We start from the raw sequence: 19,777 nt of genomic DNA on the forward strand, positions 1-19,777 counted from the left end.
TTCCTGCGGGTCGGCCGTTAGGCCACCGGAAGGGGGCAGGGCTTGCAGTTCGCTCCTGAAGCAAACCCCTAGCAAGACCTTGGCCGGTTGGTTTCCGGGAACCAACCAAGGCTTGCTACCGGGCGGCGCCCGGGTAAGCACCCCTTACGGATGCTGCAAAACTGTAAGGCCAACATTAACCGCGGATTAAGTTCGTATTAGAAGTTATTAACGGCGCACCAACGGGCTGCGGAGCTGGTGCTGTGTTAGCTTACGGGCCGTTGCCCCGGCACGAGCTGCGGCAGGTGGCCGATGCCACAGCTACCCGGAGTTGTTTTTGGGCTCAAGCACCTTGGCGCGGCGGCAACTGCCGGCCCAGTGAGCTGGCTTAAGCGAAGCACCAGAGCCAGTACCTAGGGCCCGCGCGGCCTCACTTCGCGCGCCCGGCTATATCTTCCGGCCATGAGACCCTTGCCTGAGCTTGTTCCCGTACTCGTGTTTCTTGGCCTGGGCATGGGCTACAGCTACCGGGCACGTAAGCTCACGGCAGCGGGCGTATGGGCGGGCGGGGTGCTGGGCCTGCTCATCTTTTTGGGCACCGGCTACCTAGGGCTGAGCTTGCTGGCCCTTTTTTTCGGGCTTGGCACCGCGGCTTCGGCCTGGCGCGTGGCCGACAAACGCCGGCTGGGTTTGGCCGAAGAAAACCGCGGCCAGCGCACCGCCGGGCAGGTGCTGGCCAATGCCGGGGTGGCGGGCGTGCTCGGGTTGCTTAGCTGGGCGCTTCCGGAGTTTGCGCCCCTGGGTACCCTTATGCTGGCCGGCGCCTTCGCCTCGGCCACCGCCGATACGCTGTCCTCCGAGCTGGGCAATGTGTACGGCAGCCGCTACGTCAACGTCCTCACCCTGCGCCCCGACACCCGCGGCGAAAACGGCGTGATTAGTATCGAGGGTACGCTGCTCGGCGCGGCCGGCAGCGGCGTAATCGTGCTGGTTTATTGCCTGGCCGAAGGGTGGGGGCCCTGGGCCTGGTGGCTGCTGCTGGCCGGCACCACCGGCAACCTCACCGACTCGGTGCTGGGCGCCACCCTGGAGCGGCGCGGCCGCTTATCCAACGACGTGGTAAACAGTCTCAACACGCTGGTGGGCGCTATGGTAGCGGCGGCCTGTTCCCTGATTTGGTAACCGTTTCTGCATCCCATTGCGCAGAACCCCGGCCCCGTGCCTGGTCGCGGCCGCGGATGACCTAGGGGCAGTCAAGCCGGGTAGGAGAGGTGTTGGCCAAGGCGCACGGCAGGAGGCCAGGCTGTTTCTGAAAAGGATGATACGATTATGCCGAGCTTGTCGAAGCATGACCGTTTTGCTGCGGTGGTTATCTGGCGAAGCGGCAGGGATGCTTCGACACGCGGACGCCAGATGAGCATGACGTGCAAGAAACGCGACATTACTTTTCAGGCATAAGTCATTTCTGGCCCCGAACGCTTTCTAAATAGTTCAGGAAATAAACAAGCACTTTGTATTGCAAAGTATCGGTTCAATACATTGCTTTGTATCGCAAAGTTCTTTCAACAGTTTTTCGACCTTCGGCGCAGCCTAGCTAATTAAGCTAACTCAACGCTAAGTGCTGGCGCCCGTTCGCTGGCTGATTTGCCCTTGCCCACACCTCGACTTCACCCGCCTGCTGAGTTATTATGGAATTACGGATACGCAATGTCTCAAAGAGCTACGGCAACGGGGTGCAAGCCCTGCAAAACGTGTCGCTGACCATCCCGGCGGGCATGTACGGGCTGCTGGGCCCGAACGGGGCGGGCAAGAGCACGCTCATGCGCACGCTCGCCACCCTGCAGCAGCCCGATGCCGGCACCATCCACCTAGGCGACCTCGACGTGCTGCACCAGCCGGAGCAGGTGCGCCAGACCTTGGGCTACCTGCCGCAGGAGTTCGGCGTGTACCCCAAAGCCCGGGCCGAAGAGCTGCTCGATTATTTCGCAATCCTCAAGGGCATCAGCAACCAAAGCGAGCGGCGCCAGGTGGTGGAGGCGTTGCTGCGGCAAACCAACCTCTGGGACGTGCGCCGCCAAAAATTAGGCGGCTTTTCGAGCGGCATGAAGCAGCGCTTCGGCGTGGCCGTGGCCTTGCTGGGCAAGCCTAGGTTGCTGATCGTAGACGAGCCCACGGCCGGCCTCGACCCGGCCGAGCGCGTGCGCTTCCTGAACCTGCTCAGCGAGCTGGGCGAAAACAGCGTCGTCATCCTCTCCACCCACATCGTGGAGGACGTGGCCGAGCTCTGCACGCGCATGGCCATCATCAACCAGGGCCGCATTTTGCTCGAAGCCGAGCCGCTGCACGCCGTCGAGCAGCTGCAGGGCCGCATCTGGCGCCGCATAGTGGAGAAGAGCGTCCTGGCCCGGATCGAGCAGGAGCATAGCGTAATTTCCACCAAGCTGCTCAGCGGCCGCACGCTGGTGCACGTGTATAGCGAGGCGGCGCCCGGCGCGGGCTTCGAGCCCGTGGCGCCCGACCTGGAGGACGTGTACTTCAGCACCATGGCCGGGCATTTCGGTCCGCACGTTGCCGAACCGATGCAGGCCGTACGCTCATGAAGTTCTGGGCGATTTACCGCTTCGAGCTAGTATACCAGCTCCGCCGTCCATGGCCCTGGCTGTTTGTGGTGGTGCTGCTCGGACTCAATTTTCTGATGACGCGCGACGGCTCCGTAGCCGAGGTGCTATACTCCGAATTTTACCTGAACTCGCCGTTCGCCGTAGCCAAAACCACGGTGTTCGGCAGCCTGGTGTGGCTGGTAATGGCCGCCGCAATTGCCGGCGATGCGGCCGCGCGCGACGTGCAAACGCGCATGCACCCCTTGCTCTACACCACGCCCATCAGCAAGGCACAGTACCTAGGGGGCAGGTTTTTGGCCGCGCTGGTGCTCAACGCGCTTATTCTGCTGGCGGTGCAGGCCGGTATCGTGCTGGGCGTGTACCTGCCCGGCGTCGATGCGGAGCTGATCGGCCCGTTTCGGCCAGCGGCCTTTCTGGGTGCGTACGGCCTGATTGCTTTGCCCAACGCCTTGGCAGCTACTGCCATTCAGTTTGGGCTGGCTGCGCGTACGGGCCGCGCCATGGCCAGCTACTTCGGCAGCTTTCTGATTGTGTTCATGGGGTTTTTCGTGGCCTCCATGCTGCTGTTCAAGCGCAGCCTGGGCTCCCTGCTCGACCCCATCGGCATCCGCTTCGTGGTGGAGGACATGGCGCACCTCTGGACGCCGGCCGAGAAAAACGGGCGCCTGCTCGCGCTGGAGGGTACGCTCCTTACCAACCGCTTGCTTTGGCTAGGCCTTGCGGTAGTTGCTGGCATGCTTACCTACTTAAGCTTTCGGTTCGCGCACCGCACCGAAAGCAGCTGGCTGAGTTGGTTCCGAAAACGCTCCAGATCAGCCGACACAGCCGGGCCTGCCCGCCTAGGTATTGCCGCCAGCACGCCGGTAGTAGTACCGCAGGTGCGCCAGCATTTCGGTCCGGCTACGCACGTGCGCCAGCTTTTGGCCGTAGCCTCCGATTCGTTCCGGGTGATCGTGACGAGCTGGGCCGGGCTGGCCATGCTGATTGCGCTGCCGCTCCTCACGGTGCCCGTGGTGCTCGATCAGATGTCGTCGAACGGGGTGCCGCTGGTGCCTACTACAGCGTTGGTGGTTAAGCAACTAACTGCCTCGCTGGCCGATGAGCTGAGCCGCTGGGTTGTTGTGCCTTTCCTGATCGTGTACTTCGCCGGCGAGCTGGTGTGGCGCGAAAGGGATGCCCGCGTAAACGAAATCACCGACGCCATGCCAAGCTCCGAGTGGGCCTCCTTCCTTGGCAAATACCTAGGGCTTGGTGGTGTGCTGCTCGTGTTTATGGCTTTGCTGGCCGGGGCCGGCATGCTTGCCCAAGCCACCCAGGGCTACCAAAACTTTGAGGTAGCGCTGTACCTAAAAACCTTGTTCGGGCTGCAGCTGCCCGAGTACCTGCTTTTTGCTATGCTGGCCTTGGTGGTGCACGTGGTAGTCGATCAGAAATACGTTGGGCACCTGGTTGCCATCCTGGCTTTTGTATTCATCACGCTGGCCTCGCTGTTCGGCATCGAGCACAACCTGCTTATCTACGGGGCGGGGCCGGGGTGGTCGTATACCGAGATGAGCGGTTTCGGCAGCTCCCTAGGTCCGTGGCTGTGGTTTAAGCTGTACTGGGCTGCCTGGGCATTGCTGCTGGCCGTGGCGGCGCGGCTGCTGTGGGCGCGCGGCAAGGAAAACAACCTAGGGCTGCGGCTGCAGATAGCACGGCGTCGGTTTACGCGCGGTACGGCCGTAACGGCTGGCATTGCTGCGGTGCTGGTGCTGGGCCTAGGTGGGTTTATCTTCTACAACACCAACGTGCTGAACAAGTACAAAACCGCTGCCGAAGGCCAAACGCGCAGCGCCGAGTACGAGCGGCGCTTTGCCCGGTACGCCCACCGCCCGCAGCCGCAGCGCACCGCCGCCAGCTTGCGCGTGGAGATATATCCTGAGCGGCAAGCAGCCGATATTCGGGGTACCTACCGCCTTGTCAACCGCAGCGCCGTTGCCATCGATTCCGTTCACGTGGCCACGGCGCCGGGTGTCGAAACGGATGTAATTACGTTCGACCGGCCCGCCACCCGCGTGCTGGCCGATAAGGAGCTTTACCAGCATATCTACGCCCTGCACCAGCCGCTGCAGCCCGGCGATTCGCTGCAACTCAACTTCCGGGTGCAGGTGGCGCCGCGGGGCTTCCGCGAAAATGGCGTCGATGGTTCGGTAGTAGCCAATGGCACCTACTTCAGCAACACTTGGCTGCCAACCATTGGCTACCAGGCAAGCCGCGAACTCGTCAATGCCGGCGAGCGGCGGGCACACGGCCTGGCACCGCGCCCGGTAATTGCCTCGCTCTACAACACGGCCGCCCGCGGCACACACGGCGAAGGCACTGCCTTCGAGGCCGTAGTGGGTACCGCCCCCGACCAAGTAGCCGTGGCGCCGGGGGCGCTGCGCCGCACCTGGGCCGAAGGCGGGCGCCGCTACTTCCGCTACGCAACCGATGCACCAATCGGCGGCGAGTGGGGCTTCTTCTCGGCCAAGTACGCCTTGCATCAGGAGCAATGGCAGAACCCCGATAAGCCTGGGCAAGTGGTTGCCATTCAGCTCTACCACCACCCTAAGCACACGGCGCACCTAGGGCGCGTGCTGGCAAGTGCTAAGGCTTCGCTGGATTACTACACCAAGCAGTTCGGGCCGTACCGCTACAAGCACCTTAGCATTGTGGAGCGGCCAGGCCTGGGTACGGGCATGCACGCCGATGCCAGCATGATTTCGCACGGCGAAGGATTCACCTTCTGGAACCCCGAAAACACCCCCGGCAGCCACGACCACCCTTACGCCATTGTAGCCCACGAAATGGCCCACCAATGGACGGTGCCCTACGCCGCCGTGGAGGGTGCCCCGGTGATGTCGGAGAGCCTGGCCTGGTACTACGGCCTGAAGTTGGTGGAGCACGCCAAAGGCCCCGAGCACCTGCAACACCTGCTGGGCTACATGCGGCAGCCCTACCCGTACCCGGTTATCCGGCGCGGCGAACCGCTGTTGCGCGGCCTCGACCCGTACATGTCGTACCGCAAAGGGCCCTTTGTGCTCTATGCCCTGAGCGAGTACCTAGGGGAGGAGCCGGTTAATGCCGCGCTGCGCCGCCTGCTCGAAAAGCATCGGCAAGCCGATGCCCCGCTGGCCACCACGCTCGATTTGTACCGCGAGCTGCGCGCCGTTACGCCCGACTCGCTCCGGCCGCTGCTGCACGATTTGTTTGAGGTGAATACGTTTTGGGAGCTGAAAACCGAGCGCGCCACCGCCAGGCAAACCCCGGCAGGCACTTGGCAGGTAGCCCTCGAAGTACGCGCCCGCAAAATGGTGGTGGATAGCGCCGGCACCGAAACCGAAGTACCCATGAACGATGTGGTGGAGGTTGGTGCTTCCGCGGCCGACAACAAGCCGCTGTACCGGCACAAGCACCGCCTGCGCACGGGCCGGCAAACCGTCACGTTCACGGTACCTCAGCAGCCATTGCGCGCCGGTATCGACCCCAACCACTTGCTGCCCGACCTGAAGCCCGAAGACAATACCGCCGATATCAAGCCATGAAGTTCCGGAGCATCTTTCGCTACGAGTTCCGCTACCAGCTGGGGCACGTAAGCACGTGGCTGTTTTTTGCGGTGCTGCTGCTGTTTCCGTTGCTGCTGACCAAGCTCGGCACTCCTTCCGATGGCACCTACAACAACGGTCCGGCATCCATTGCCTTTTTCACGGTATTCGGCAACGTGGTTTGGCTGCTGATGGCCGGGGCCATTAGCGGCGACGCTGCCGCGCGCGATGTGCAAACGCGCATGCACCCTTTGCTCTACACCACGCCCGTGAGCAAGGCCAAGTACCTGGGCGGGCGCTTTCTGGCGGCCTTCGCGCTCAATGCACTGCTGCTGCTGATTGTGCAAGTCGGGCTGATATTGGGTTTTTACACGCCCGGCTGGAAATCCCAGTTGCTCGGTCCGTTTCTGCCCGTAGCTTACCTCACGGCTTACGCCTTTCTGGCGCTGCCCATTGCCTTTGTGGGCACCGCCGTACAGTTCTGCCTGGCCCAGCTCAACGGGCGCGGCATGGGCAGCTACGTCGGCAGCGTGCTGCTGTTCATCACCTCGCATTTTATCGTGATGATTGCCGCCAAGGCCGTGGGCTGGTGGGATTTAACCAAGCTGCTCGACCTCGTAGGGTTTGCCAGCATTGTAAGCGGCCAGATTGAAACCTGGACGACCGCGGAAAAGAACACGCGGCTTATCGAGCTGGCGGGTTTGTTCGGCTGGAACCGCATGCTGTGGCTTGGACTTGCCGCCGGCGTACTTGCCTTCACCTACCACGGCTTCCGGTTTGGCAACCCTGCCGTTAGCCGCGGGTGGGCGCCCTTCAAACGCCGGGCAAAAGCAACAAGCGCAACGCCCGCGGCAGCCCCGTCGCTGGCTAGCCGCCCGGTTACGTTGCCGCAGGTTAGCCGCACGTTCGGTTTCGCTACCGATGTGCGCCAAACCCTGGCCGTAGCGTGGTCGTCGTTTGGCAAGGTGGCCCGCAGCCGCATTGGCCTGCCGGTGGTGGCGCTTATTGCCCTAGGTTCGGCACTGGTCGGGTCGGAGTTCATGGAGCAGAACAGCATTCCCATCTTCCCAACCACCCAGCAGGTCGTTGATTTCCTGACCACGCCGCTGGGCAATGTCAAAACGCCCTGGATTGTGCTGCCGCTGCTCATCATGTACTTCGCCGGCGAGCTGGTGTGGCGCGAGCGAGAGGCCGGCCTCAGCGAAATTTCCGACGCGGCCCCCGTATCGGAGTGGGCGTTGTTAGTGGGCAAATTTCTAGGCCTGAGCCTGCTGATTGCCACCTGGATGCTGATCCTGCTGCTGGGCGGCATGCTGCTGCAGCTCATCCTGGGGTACGATAAGTTCGAAGTAGGCTTGTACCTGCAGGCGCTGTTCGGGCTGCAGCTGCCCGAGTACCTGCTTTTTGCCATGCTGGCCTTGGTGGTGCACGTGGTAGTCAACCAAAAATACCTAGGGCACTTGGTGCTGTTGCTGGTGCTGGGCTTCATGGGCTTTGCCGCCAAGCTTGGGGTGCACCACAACCTGCTGGTTTTTGGCGCCGCGCCCGATTGGTGGTACACCGACATCCGAGGCTTCGGCAGCTCCCTAGGTCCGTGGGTGTGGTTTAAGCTGTACTGGGCGGCGTGGGCATTGCTGCTGGCCGTGGCGGCGCGGCTGCTGTGGGCACGCGGCAAGGAAAACGACTTAGGCGCCCGAAACCAACTGGCGCGTAGCCGCTTTACGCCCGCAACCGCCGCCACAGCCGCGGTGGCAGGCGGGCTGGTGCTGGGCCTAGGTGGGTTTATCTTCTACAACACCAACGTGCTGAACAAGTACAAAACCGCTGCCGATGTAACCGAGCAGCGTGCTGAGTACGAACGACGTTATGCCCGGTACGCCGATGTGCTGCAGCCGCAAGTAGCTGGTGCCAAGCTGCGTGTGGAGCTGTACCCCGAGCGGCAGGAAGTAACGATTCAGGGTACCTACCGCCTCGTCAACCGCAGCACGTTGGCTCTTGACACCATTCACTTAGCCCCCGCCCTAGGTGCCGAAACCAGCGCCGTGTCGTTTGGTAGGCCTGCCAAGCAAGTGCTGAACGATGATGAGCACGGCCACCGCATTTACACCCTTCAGCAACCGCTGCAGCCCGGCGACTCCCTGCGGCTGAGCTTTCGGGTTGATGGCAAGCCCAAGGGTTTCACCAACAACGGCAGCACAGCTTTGGTAGAGGCCAACGGTACCTACCTGATGAGCCAGGATGTGCTGCCCGCCATTGGCTATCAGCCCCTGCGCGAACTGCGCGAGGCCAGCGCCCGCAAGCAATACGGGCTCAGCGTGCGCCCCGAAATTCCGTCGCTCTACGATGTGGCCGCCCGCCAGAAATCAACGCGCGGCGACTGGATGACTTTTGACGCGGTAGTTGGCACCGCTGCCGAGCAAGTGGCTGTGGCCCCCGGCACGCTGCGCCGCACCTGGGCGGAAGGCGGGCGCCGCTACTTCCATTTCGTTACCGATGCGCCCACTCAAAACCAGGCGGCGTTCTTCTCGGCCAACTACGCGGTGCGCAACGTGCAGTGGCACAACCCCAAGCTGGCCAACAGCAAACCCGTCGCCATCAGCCTCTACTACTTTCCGGGGCACACGGCCAACGTGGAGCGCATGTTGCGTAGCGTGCGGGCTTCGCTTGATTACTACACCGAGCAGTTCGGCCCCTACTCGTATGGCCACCTCACCATCATCGAGCGGGCCGGCACCGAGGGCGAGCTGAACGCCGAAGCCAGCACCATCGACTACGGCGAGCAGTTTGCCCTGATGAACCCCGACGACAGCCCGCGCGGCTTCGATCTGCCGTACTACGTGCTGGCCCACGAGGTAGCGCACCAGTTTGGCCTGGGCTTCGCAAGCGTTGAAGGTGCGCCTTTCCTGGCCGAGGGCCTGGCGGTGTACTCGGGCATGCAGGTGCTCGAAAAGAACTACGGCTACGGCCACCTGCGCCGCTACCTCAGCTTTTTGCGCCAGTCGTACGAGGTGCCACGCTCCCGCGCCATGGTGCCTTTGCTGCGGGCCAACAATGCCTTTATGGGCTACCGCAAAGGCCCGCTGGCGCTGTACGCGCTCAGCAAATACATCGGCAAAGAGCAGGTGAACACTGCGCTTCGGGAGCTGAAACGGAAGCACAGCTCGAAGCAGCCACCGCTGCCCACCACCCTCGATTTGTACCGCGAGATAAAGGCCGTTACGCCCGATTCGCTCCACTACTTGCTGCACGACCTGTTCGAGGCCAACACTTACTGGGAGCTGAAAACCGAGCAGGCCGCCGCGGTGCAAACCAAAACCGGCAACTGGCAGGTAACGCTAGATGTGCAGGCGCACAAAGTAGTAATCGACAGCACCGGCGCCCGGCACGAGCAACCCATGAATGATTGGGTGGAAATAGGGGTAATTGCCCCGCGCGGGAAGGATGAGGACTATGGCAAGCCGCTGTACCTGCAAAAGCACCGCGTCCGCTCCGGCCACCAGACGATTCAGGTAACCGTGCCCAGCAAACCCGCCCGCGCCGGCATCGATCCGTACCTGTTACTCGTGGATTTGGATGGCGACAACAACGTGGAGGATGTTAAGACAGCTTCTTCGGTTATGGCCCGGCAAACAGGCAACAAGTAGCGACTTTATGCTTACTCAATTCCTGCACAACAACTTACGAAGGGAACACCGTGCTGCGGCTGTGCCCAGCCAGCACTACCACCTAGGGGTGCGTCAATCATGGCCGTGGTGAAAAAGTGTGGTACAAAAGCTGAACGGCGCAAGCCAGCAGGCGGGCGTGCCACCGCCTGCCGACAGCCGAGAGCGGACAGGTTTCCGAAAGCGGCACCTTGCTGGTGTCCACAATCGGAGGCATTTAGGTAAACTGGAACGGGACCAGGAAGAGGGTTCACTTCATTGCCCTCGTGGCCCTGCCTTGTTGACCCGTTTGTATGCATTTTGGCTATACCCGCGTCTTGGCCAAAGAACAACAGCTCGATGCCCAAACTCGACCATCTCAAGGCCGCAGGAATCAACCACCTATCTCAGGAAAAGCCAGCGGCACCACCACACAACGGCTGGTGCTCACCTAGTTACGGGTTGCCCTGCGCGCCGGCGAAACCGTGGCCGTAGCTCGCGTGAACCGGCTAGGCCGCAACAGCGCCCACATCATGCAGGCGGTGGCCGACCTGCACGCCCGGCAGGTGCGTTTCGCACCCCCACACGTGGGCACCAACACGGCCAAGCCCGCCGGGTGCGGGCATCTTCGCTGCGCTGGCCGAGCACGGCCGCGAAAACATCCGTAACCGGGCCATGACGGGCATCATCTTGCCTAAGGAGCAGGCACCTGAGCCGCCGCCCGGGGCACGCTGCGAGGCCGGTCAGGTTGCAGGTCCCACCGGCCGCTGGTATGTCCGTGTTCAAACCGTGGCCGCCACAGGCATCAGCTAGTCGAGCGGCAAGCGCTACCGGCGGCAGTTGGCCCCGTAAGCCGGTGCCGCAGCACGGCGTGGCTGTCGGGGATAAACCGGCCAATCATGCAGGCGGTTGAGCAGGCAAGGGCAGGCGGATGCGCACGTAGGCACCCCCGGTGGGGGCGTTGCCTGTTTCCAGCTGGCCCCCAAGCAAGGCCACCCGGTCGCGGATGCTGCGCAGGCCAAGCCCGGGGCGGTTTGTGGCGGCCGGGGCAAAACCCGCGCCGTTGTCTTCTACCCGCAGCAGCACCCAGCCCGGAGTGGTTTCCAGCTCCAGCGTAGCCGCCGTGGCACCGTGGGCGTGCTTAACAATGTTTTGGACCAGCTCCTGCGCAATGCGGTAGAGGGCCAACTCGAGGGCGGGCGTCAGCGGAGCTGCATCCTGATCAAGTTCGACGTGGCTGCGCAAGTGCAAATGCGGGGTGCTCATCTTGCGCCCGATGTCGTGCAGGGCCGCCGACAAGCCGAACTCTTCCAGCGCCATGGGCACGAGCTCGTGCGAGAGGGCCCGCGTTTGGTGAATGGCCTCGCTTAGCAGCTTGTCGGCCTCGGCGCTGGCAGCGGCCAGGGCGGGGGCCGACCCCAGCAGCGGGGCGCGAAGTTGGTCGAGGCGCAGCTTGGTGGCGTAAAGAATTTGGCCGATGCCGTTGTGCAGGCTTTCGGCCAGGCGCTTGCGCTCGGCCTCCTGAGCGGCCTGAACGGCCTGAAACAAAGCCAGTTGCTGCGTCAGACGCAGGCGCAGGTTGTCGGCTTCAAGGCGCTGCAGCTCGCTAATATCCAGATCCACGCCCAGCACGCGTGCGGGCTGTCCGGCTTCGTCGGGCAGCGCCACGGCTTTTAAGCGCACCGTTTTAATTTCGCCGGCTACGCGCAGGCGCAGCGTTTCCTCAAAGCCTTCGCCGGCCCGGAGTAGGCGCACCAAGTTTTCGGCCCGGTCCCGATTCTCGTCCAGCACAGCCCCGAGGTAGTAGTCGGGCGACACGGCGCTGCCCACGGGCAAGCCGAACAGGTGGTACATGCCTTCGGACCAGCGCAAGGTGCCGGTAGCCAGCTCGTAGTCCCAGCTGCCGAGGCCGGCCACGGCTTCGGCCTGCTCCAAGAGGCGCAGGTTGCGCAGGCGCTCCTGCTCAGCCCGCTTGCGGGGGGTGATGTCTTCGCCGATGACCAGCACGCCGTCGTCGCCGAGCTTGGTGGCGTTGGAACGGAACCAGCCCGTGAGCGTACCGTCGGCGTAAGACAGCTCCCGGTCGTCCCGCTCACCGGTTTCGATTACGCGGCGGTAAGAGGGCAGCAAGCCTCCGCTTTCCACCTCAGGAAACAATTCCGAATAGCGCCGGCCCACCAGCTGCCGCCCACCGGCTACTTGTTCGGCGGCGGGGTTGACGAAGATGTACTCCAGATCCACGATGCGCCCCTGCTTGTCGCGCACGGCCTTGAAAGCGCACACAAAGAAGGTAAGGGCCTCGGCAATGGCGTGCAGCAGGTCGCGGTTTTCCTGCAGCTGCTGGGTGCGCCGCGCCACACGTTCCTCCAGTTGGGCGTTGAGCTGGGCCAGTTGAGCCTCGCTGGTGCGCAGGCCTTCCTCGGCCTGCTTGCGGGCGGTAATGTCGAAGTTAACGCCTGCCCCGCGCACGGGCCGGCCCTGGTCATCGAAATAGAAGCGCCCGTGGCAGGCCATCCAATGGATGCTGCCGTCGGCCCAGCGCACCCGCACCTCAAACTGCAGTTCGCCCGTTTCCAGCGCGCGGGCAAAGCCGGCGTCGAATGCCGCCCGGTCGTCTTCCAGCACGTGGTGGCGGGCAATTTCCTGTCCCCAGGCAGACTGCGAGCTATCGTAACCGAAAATTTGGTCGTGGCGCAAGCTGCGGTAGCTTGAAGGGTCGTTGGTCAGGTCCAGGTACCAGGTGCCCATCTCGGCCGCTTCCACGGCGATTTGCAGCCGCTCCTGCGCGTCGTGCAGGGCGGCTTCGGCACGGGCGCGTTCCACGGCGGCCCAGGTGCGCTCAGCGGCTTCCTGTATCAGCGCCACGTCGTCGCCGCTCCACTTGCGCGGGGTTAGGTGCTGCGCGGCGAAGGAGGCCACCCAGCGTCCTTCTTTGAGGAGCGGCACGGCCAGCAAGGCCGCCAGGTTCACCGCCCGGCACTCGGCGCGCGCCGCCTCGCTTAGGTTCGGGTCGGTTTCGGCGTCGGCGATGCGCACCAGTCGGCCGGCGCGCAGCTCCTGGCCCGCCCAGCCAAAATCCTCCACCCGGCCGCGGCCGATGAGCGGTGGCACGCCTTCGCGCACGTAGTTGTCGGCCACCACCCAGTGCTCGTAGTCCGGCTCAATGTCGACGTAATACACGCGGTCGGCCGCCAGAAATTCGCCCAGCACGCGCATCGCCGCCCGCTGCATGGCCACCGGGTCGGCGAGCGGGCGCAGCGCGTCGCTGAGCTGCAGCAGAAACGCCTGCCGCTGCTCGTGGCGCTTGCGCTCGGTGATGTCGTTGAACACGCCGGCCACCCGGCGGCTCCCGGGCCCGCCTACGCGCGTGCACTGCATGGTGAACCAGCGGTCGAGGTGGGCCTGGTAGCCTTCGGTGTGGAGCGGCTCGCCGGTTTGGTACACGCGGGTCAGGGCGTCGAGCCAGCTTTGCTCGAGGTTCGGCATCAGTTCGCTGGCCTTCCGGCCGTTGGCGTCGGCCAGCCCGGTGTGCCGGGCGAAGGCGCCGTTTGTTTCCCGGTAGACGAGGTCCACCACCTGCTCATGCTCATTCACCACCAGCTCCTGGAGGCAGAAGCTTTCGTCGATGGATTCGAATATGGTGCGGTATTTTGCTTCCGACTCGCGCAGGGCTTCCTCGGCGCGGGCACGTTCCAGCCGCAGCCACACCCGGGCCGCCACCTCCTGCAGCAGCCCGATGTCGTCGGGCGCCCATGCGCCTGGCTCGGAACGGCACACGCCCAGGTCAAACAGCCAGCGCCCCTCAGCCACGTAGGGCGTATTCACCAGCGCCCGGACGCCGATGGCGCGGTATGCCGCGGCCTGCGCGGCCGGGCGCTGGCCGTCGTCTACGTCGCTGACAATCATGGGCTGGCCCGCCGCCAGCCGCTGGTTGTCTTCCTCGGTGTGGAAGGTGGCCAGAGGATACGTGCCGGTCATGGTTGGCAGCCCGGCCGGGTGGGCGTGGTGCAACACGGTGCACTCTCCGGCTTCCGCGTCGACGGCGACGCAGAAGCAGTGCACCAGCTGCAAGTGCTCGGTCAGGCGCTGGCCCGCCAGCTCCATTACCTCCTCCACGGTGCTCAGCGGCGCGAAGTCGCTCATCAGGCCGGCTATAAACGCCAGGTTCGCCTCGCGGCGCTTGCGCTCGGTGATGTCGCGGAACACGACGGCAATAAGCGGGCTGCCCTCGCTACCGACGCGCGCATAGTACAGGCTAAACCAGCGGTCCGTGTCGGCGTGGTAGTCTTCCATCCGTTCGCCAACGCCGGTTTGGTACACGCGGGTGAGGGTGTCCATCCACGGCAGCTCTGTGTTGGGAAACAGCTCGCTGGCTTTGCGGCCGACGACATCTCGCGCGCCCGACTGCCGCGCAAAGGCGGGGTTGGCCTCGTGGTAGAGGATGTCGACCGCCTGGCCCCGTTCGTCCAGGAGTACCTCGTAGAGCGCGAAGCCCTCGTCGATGTTCTCGAACAGGGTGCGGTATTTTTCTTCCGAGGCGCGCAGGGCGGCTTCGGCGCGGGCGCGCTCGATGCGTGGGAACACACGGGCCGTAATTTCCTGCAGCAGCCCGATTTCGTCGGGTCGCCACTCCCGGGGCTCACGGCTGGTAACGGCGATATGCCCCACCCATTTTCCCTCCTGCAGAAAGGGGACGGTTACAAAACTACCGACCTGAATGCTGGCGTAACTCTCCGCGTTGCTGCGCTCGTCTTGGGCGGTGTTGCGCATGATGAACACCTCGCCGGCGCGCTGCGACTGACGGTATTCTTCGGTGAGGTACTCGTCCAACCGGTAGCTTTGTTTCAGGCTTTGCACCTCGGCGGCCGACCAGCCTTGGTTAACCGTTAGTATTCCCCCGATGTCGTCGACATCCACAAAATAACAGCCCGATAATGCGAGATAGGCTCCAACGCGCTTGGTAACTGCCTGCATGATGTCGTCGGACGCGGAGAGCACGGACAAGTCGTGGCTGACCTCGGCCAGCAAAGCGACGTTTAACTCGCGGCGCTTGCGTTCGGTGACGTCGTTGAAGAGCACGCCCACCTGCCGGGCTTCGGCCGGCCCGATGCGGAAGGCGTGCGCATCAAACCAGCGCCCGAGCTGGTCGACGTGGTACTCCAGGCGCTCGGCCTGCCCGGTGCGGGCTACGCGGCCATACACCTCAAACCAGCGCGGCTCCAGGTCGGGCACCAGCTCGCGCACGGTTTTGCCCCGGGCCTCGGCCGGCAGGCCCGAGTGCTGCACAAACGCCGGGTTGAACTCCAAGTAGCGGAAATCGACGGCGTGCTGCCCGGTTTCATCGAAGAGCAGCTGCAGCCGGCAGAAGCCCTGGGTGGTGGCCGCCAGCAGGGCGTGGTAGTTGTCGGTGGCTTGGCGGGCCAGCTCGTCCTTAAGGCGCAGGATTTCGGCTTCGGCCTGTTGGCGCTCGGTCACATCTTCCCAGGTGTGCACCAGCCGTTCGCCGTCGAGCGGGGTGTTGGTAATGGCAAACCACATTTGGCGGCCCCGGAACTGGGCTTCGTGGACGTAGCTGTTGCGCTGGCCGGTTTCGAGGACTTCGCGGAAATGTGGGAGTTGCACCCGAGCGTTTTTGCCGTGTTCGGTGAAGAGCCGGCCGGTGACGTCTTCGCCCAGCATGTCGCGGCTGGCCCGGTTGATGTACTCGTGCACGAAATCCACGACGGCACCGGCTTCGTTGCGCACGGCCCGGTACACGGCAATGCCGATGTGGGGCGCGTCGATGACGTCCTGGAGCAAGGTTTTGCTTTCGCGCAGCTCCTGTTCGGCCTGTTTGCGGGCGGTGATGTTGCGGGTGGTGGTGGCCACGCCGTCGTCGAGCTTGACCACCGATTGGTAAAACCAGCCGTCGAACTGCTCGTGCCGGTAGTGCCGCTCGCGCTGGTCGGGCACGCCGGTTTCGAGCACCTGCCGAAAAGTGTCGAAAATGCCTTCTTCGATGACGCCGGGGTTACGCTGGCACAGGCGCTGGCCGATGACGTTGCCGTACACCTGCTCAGCGGCGGCGTTGTTCAGCACCCAAGTGAAATCGACTACCTGGCCCTGCTCGTCGCGCACGGCCTCGAACACCTGTACCAAATCCAGGGAGCTGTCGATACTGCGGCGCAGCAGCGCCTGGTTTTGTTGCAAGGCCTGCTCGGCCTGCACCCGCTCGGTAACGTCCTGCACCAGCCCGCGCAGCCCGGTGGGGGTGCCAGCTGCGTCGCAGCGCACCTCGCCGTGGGCTTCGAGGGTGCGCCACTGCCCGTCGGTGCGGCGGATGCGGCGTCGGTAGGTATAGGGCTGCCGGGTAGCCACGGCCTGGTCGAGCACCTGACGCACAGCGGCCGCGTCGTCGGGATGCGAACGGGCGTCGATGACCTCCAGCGTGACCTCAAAGGATTGGGGCTCTTCGCCGAAGAGGTGGTACAGGCCGTCGGAAAAGTAAAAGCTTCCCGTCGTGAGGCCAGCCTCGTAGGAGCCCATGTGGGCCACAGATTCCATGTCGAGCAGCAGCTGGCTGCTGCGCTGCTGAGTGGCCTGGGCGCGGTGGCGGTCCGTAACATCCTCCCAGAACACCCAGCGCTGCCCGGCCGGGGCGGGGCCCAGGCGCAAGCTCACCCATTGCCGGGCGTGGGGCAGCCACACGTCGGGCGGCGTATCGCCCGCGGCCAGCAGCCGTTCCAGAGCGGTGGCCAGAGCGGGCGGCAGGGGTGCCTGGGCGAGGGATTGACCGAGTAGGGCGTCGGGTTGGGCCTTGCACCAGCGGGCCGCCATCGGGTTGACGCGGCAGATGATGCCGTCTTGGTTGAGCACAAGCACGCCCCAGGGCAGCGCGTCGAGCAGCGCGGTGCAGTCGGACGGCGCTTCGGGGAATAAAGCGTCGGGCGGAAAGGGTGGAGGCGTGACCATGCTTAGCAAGCGAAACAAAAGGCTCCGCCACTCAAGTGTACGACACTTTTGCCGGCTCAGGCAAGCGCCACGGTAGCAAGCCGGAGCGTAGCGCAAAGGGCTATGCCAGCATTGCGGCTGATTAGGCGAACACGGGCTTGGCGACTTTGCAGGCTCCTGGCCGCCACGTAGTCAAGGCTAGCAAGGCGTTGGGCAAGGCAGTTGCCGACGTTCGGCGTGTGGCTGCATCAGCTGAATTTGGCAATGGGCGCGTGATAAGCGTGCATGGCCAAGTGCAGATTTATTTCCGGCGCATCGAAGAGCCGCTTCAGCAACAGCCTCGACGCTTTTTAGGCACTGGTTTACTCTTACTGCGGGTAGCCCAACTCCTTGTGCCCACCCAAAAAGGAATGGGGTGAGCCAGCGCCCCAAAGTGGGCCGCCGCTGCACGCCGGAGAGGCTTCCAGGCAGAAGGGCATCCGCTTGGGGCTCCGGAGCTGCGCCTACCGAAGGCACCGGTCGTTCCGGCAGTCGTGGGGCCCACCACCGCCCAAGCGAGGGCAGCTCAGCATTCCCGCATACATCTTTCTGCCTTACAGTGGGCGTCCCAAGCCCGTCCATTTGTTTGACCTTCGCACCAAATTTTTAACCAAGCGCAATCACGCTCACTCTACTGATGACTTGTTCGGCGGCACCTAGGCTTTCTTCTTCCACTTGATGGTGCAACCAATGGCTTTGGTAGAAGTAGTTTGCACGGGCTGGCCGGCCAGCAGTTGCGCCATGGCCGTTTCCACGTAACGTTCGGTGGCGGCGCTGCCGTCTTCGGTGTTGTTGTCGATTGCGCCGATGTACGCCACCTTAAAATCCTGACCCGAGCGCTGCAGTATGTACACGTGCGGGGTGCGGGTAGCGCCGTAGGTGCGGGCCACGTTCTGGGTTTCGTCGAACAAGTAGGGGAAAGCGTACTTCTTCTCGGTGGCGCGTTCCTGCATTTTCTCGAACGAGTCGCCGGGGGCAATTTGCGGGTCGTTGGGGTTGATGGCCACTACCGGATAACCCTGCGAGGCGTATTTCTGGTGCAGGGCCATAATGCGCGATTCGTAGGCTTGGGCGTAGGGGCAAGTGTTGCAGGTGAACACCACGATGTAGCCTTTGGCGCCGGCGTTGCTGGCCAACGACATCGTTTTGCCATCCACGTTCTTCAGCTTGAAATCTATGGCTTTGTCGCCAACCTTGTAGCCTTCATCGGGGCCAGGGCCGGGGCCGGGAGTGCGCATGTAGGTGCTAAAGCCGACTATCAGAGCCAGCACCAACAGCAGGGGGAGGATGTACGCTGCTTTCTTCATGGGTTGTTTGGGTTGTGAGAGAGGTTGACAACAAAAACGGACCTAGGTCCGCACAAACGGGCGCAATGCCTGGGTTAGCTCGGCTTCGGTAAGCTGCTTCTCGAAGGAAGCGCGCAGCTTGCGCTTGTTATTGACGAGCAGCGTAAACGGCAGCGCACCCGACCACTTTGGGTCTACCTTATCAATGTAAGCATTGGCATCGGTTTCGTTGAGCAGCCACACCGTAGAAGCCAGGCGCTGCTGCTTCACGAAAGGCTTCACCTTCTGCTCGAGCTTCGATGGAAAATCGAGGCTAACGAGCAGCACCCGCACTTTTTGGTTGGCATACCGCGCCCGCACTTTCTCGAAGTGCGGCAGCTCCTCGATGCACGGCTTGCACCACGTAGCCCAAAAGTTGATGACGTAGGTGGTGTCGGTGGGGCGGGCCAGCACGCGCTGCAAGGCGGGTAGCTTTACTACCGATACCTTTTGGGCCCAAGCCGGAGCGGCACCTAGGCAGAGTAGTAACAGAAACAGAATACGCAAACGGTTCATGGGCAATTGCCTAGGTGGTGGCAGAAGGAGGTAGTAAAACAAGACACCGCGTCGGCAGAAGTGTTGCGCGGTAGCCTGCACGGGAGCATAGCTTCACCATAATTTATGCAAGTTGGCCAATTCGCCACTGCACGGCATGCTGCTAACCTCCCGCCTTTGCAAACCGATGCGGGCACCTAGGGCGTATAGACGAGGCAAGCCCTGGGTTGGGGCTGCTGTTTATGGCGCGTGCTTATGAATGCTGTTCGGTGGCTTATGCTGATGGTTGCGCTAACCGCGCCTTTGTTGCTGCTTGTAGCCAACGAGTACGCCGTGGCACGGCCCAGCCGCCGCACGGCCGACATTGCTTACGTAGCCGCCAACGCGCCCGACTTCGACGCCGAACGGCACCGGCTGGATGTGTACGCCCCCCGTCGGCGGGCCGCAGCTGGGCACCCGGTGGTAGTATTCATCCACGGGGGCAACTGGAACAGCGGCCGCAAAGAAATTTACCGCTTTATCGGGCGGCACCTCACTAAGCAAGGCGTAGTGGCCGTGGTTATCAACTACCGACTTTCGCCGCAGGTGCAGGTACCCGCCATGGCCAACGACTGTGCCCGCGCCGTGCTGTGGACCAAAGAACACATCAAGGAGTTTGGTGGCGACCCTGAGCGCATCTATCTGATGGGCCATTCGGCCGGAGGCGGATTAGCCGCCCTGCTCGCCACCAACAATGCGCTCTTCGCCCAGCTAGGTCTGAAAGAAAACCCCGTACGCGGCGTCATCCTCAACGACCCCGCCGGCCTGAACATGTACTCGTACTTGCTGAAGAAGCAGTACCCCGACGACTCGCAGTACATGGTGGCTTTCGGCAACAAGCCCGAAGGCTGGCGGCAGGTGTCGCCGTACTACTACCTCACGCCCAAAAGTCCGCCGTTTCTCATCTTCGTGGGCGGCGAAACCTACGGCTCCATTGCCAGTAGCAGCGAGGATTTTCGGCAGCGGCTGACGGAGTTGGGCCACCGGCCGGGCTTTACCGTGATGGAGGGCAAAAAGCACGTGCCCATGGTGCTGCAGCTGTATTGGAAAAACAACCTGATTTACCGGCAACTGCTGCCCTTTGTGGGGGCTAAGCCACAGCCCGAGCACCTAGGTTCTGCCCAGGGCCAACCCTAGGTGCGCAG

9 protein-coding genes are annotated in these 19,777 nt (G+C 63.2%); 6 read left to right on the forward strand and 3 right to left on the reverse strand.

Going from position 1 to position 19,777, the window contains the following annotated elements; genetic code table 11:
• The first annotated feature begins 441 nt into the window (after positions 1-441).
• The 5 genes from OIS50_RS02520 to OIS50_RS20575 all read left to right on the forward strand — a co-directional run bounded on the left by OIS50_RS02520 (position 442) and on the right by OIS50_RS20575 (position 10,472).
• On the forward strand, positions 442-1,161 hold the full coding sequence (locus OIS50_RS02520; RefSeq protein WP_264692756.1) for a DUF92 domain-containing protein: 720 nt from the start codon (positions 442-444) through the stop codon (positions 1,159-1,161).
• Positions 1,162-1,667: 506 nt separating this feature from the next.
• Entirely contained in the window at positions 1,668-2,579 is a 912-nt protein-coding gene (locus tag OIS50_RS02525) for an ABC transporter ATP-binding protein (protein ID WP_264692757.1), read from the forward strand.
• A complete protein-coding gene (locus tag OIS50_RS02530) occupies positions 2,576-6,163 on the forward strand; it encodes an ABC transporter permease/M1 family aminopeptidase (protein ID WP_264692758.1) in 3,588 nt (1,195 codons plus the stop codon). The genes OIS50_RS02525 and OIS50_RS02530 overlap by 4 nt, the downstream gene beginning before the upstream one ends.
• Positions 6,160-9,807: an ABC transporter permease/M1 family aminopeptidase gene (locus OIS50_RS02535; RefSeq protein WP_264692759.1), complete on the forward strand. Its 3,648-nt coding sequence runs from the start codon at positions 6,160-6,162 to the stop codon at positions 9,805-9,807. The genes OIS50_RS02530 and OIS50_RS02535 overlap by 4 nt, the downstream gene beginning before the upstream one ends.
• 497 nt (positions 9,808-10,304) lie before the next feature.
• The gene (locus tag OIS50_RS20575; protein ID WP_413617035.1) at positions 10,305-10,472 is read left to right on the forward strand and encodes a recombinase family protein; all 168 of its coding nucleotides are present in this window, start codon (positions 10,305-10,307) and stop codon (positions 10,470-10,472) included.
• A 229-nt stretch (positions 10,473-10,701) separates the two neighbouring features.
• Here OIS50_RS20575 and OIS50_RS02540 read toward each other — a convergent pair whose 3' ends face one another.
• From OIS50_RS02540 to OIS50_RS02550, 3 genes are all read right to left on the reverse strand, one after another.
• On the reverse strand, positions 10,702-16,755 hold the full coding sequence (locus OIS50_RS02540) for a PAS domain S-box protein (RefSeq protein WP_264692760.1): 6,054 nt from the start codon (positions 16,753-16,755) through the stop codon (positions 10,702-10,704).
• Positions 16,756-17,429: 674 nt separating this feature from the next.
• Entirely contained in the window at positions 17,430-18,080 is a 651-nt protein-coding gene (locus OIS50_RS02545) for a thioredoxin family protein (RefSeq protein WP_264692761.1), read from the reverse strand.
• Positions 18,081-18,122: 42 nt separating this feature from the next.
• The gene (locus OIS50_RS02550; protein ID WP_264692762.1) at positions 18,123-18,614 is read right to left on the reverse strand and encodes a TlpA disulfide reductase family protein; all 492 of its coding nucleotides are present in this window, start codon (positions 18,612-18,614) and stop codon (positions 18,123-18,125) included.
• A 282-nt stretch (positions 18,615-18,896) separates the two neighbouring features.
• Between OIS50_RS02550 and OIS50_RS02555 the strand changes: the two genes are divergently transcribed.
• On the forward strand, positions 18,897-19,769 hold the full coding sequence (locus tag OIS50_RS02555; protein ID WP_319805316.1) for an alpha/beta hydrolase: 873 nt from the start codon (positions 18,897-18,899) through the stop codon (positions 19,767-19,769).
• Positions 19,770-19,777 lie beyond the last annotated feature (8 nt).

This window comes from Hymenobacter sp. YIM 151858-1 (assembly GCF_025979705.1).
Lineage (GTDB): Bacteria > Bacteroidota > Bacteroidia > Cytophagales > Hymenobacteraceae > Solirubrum.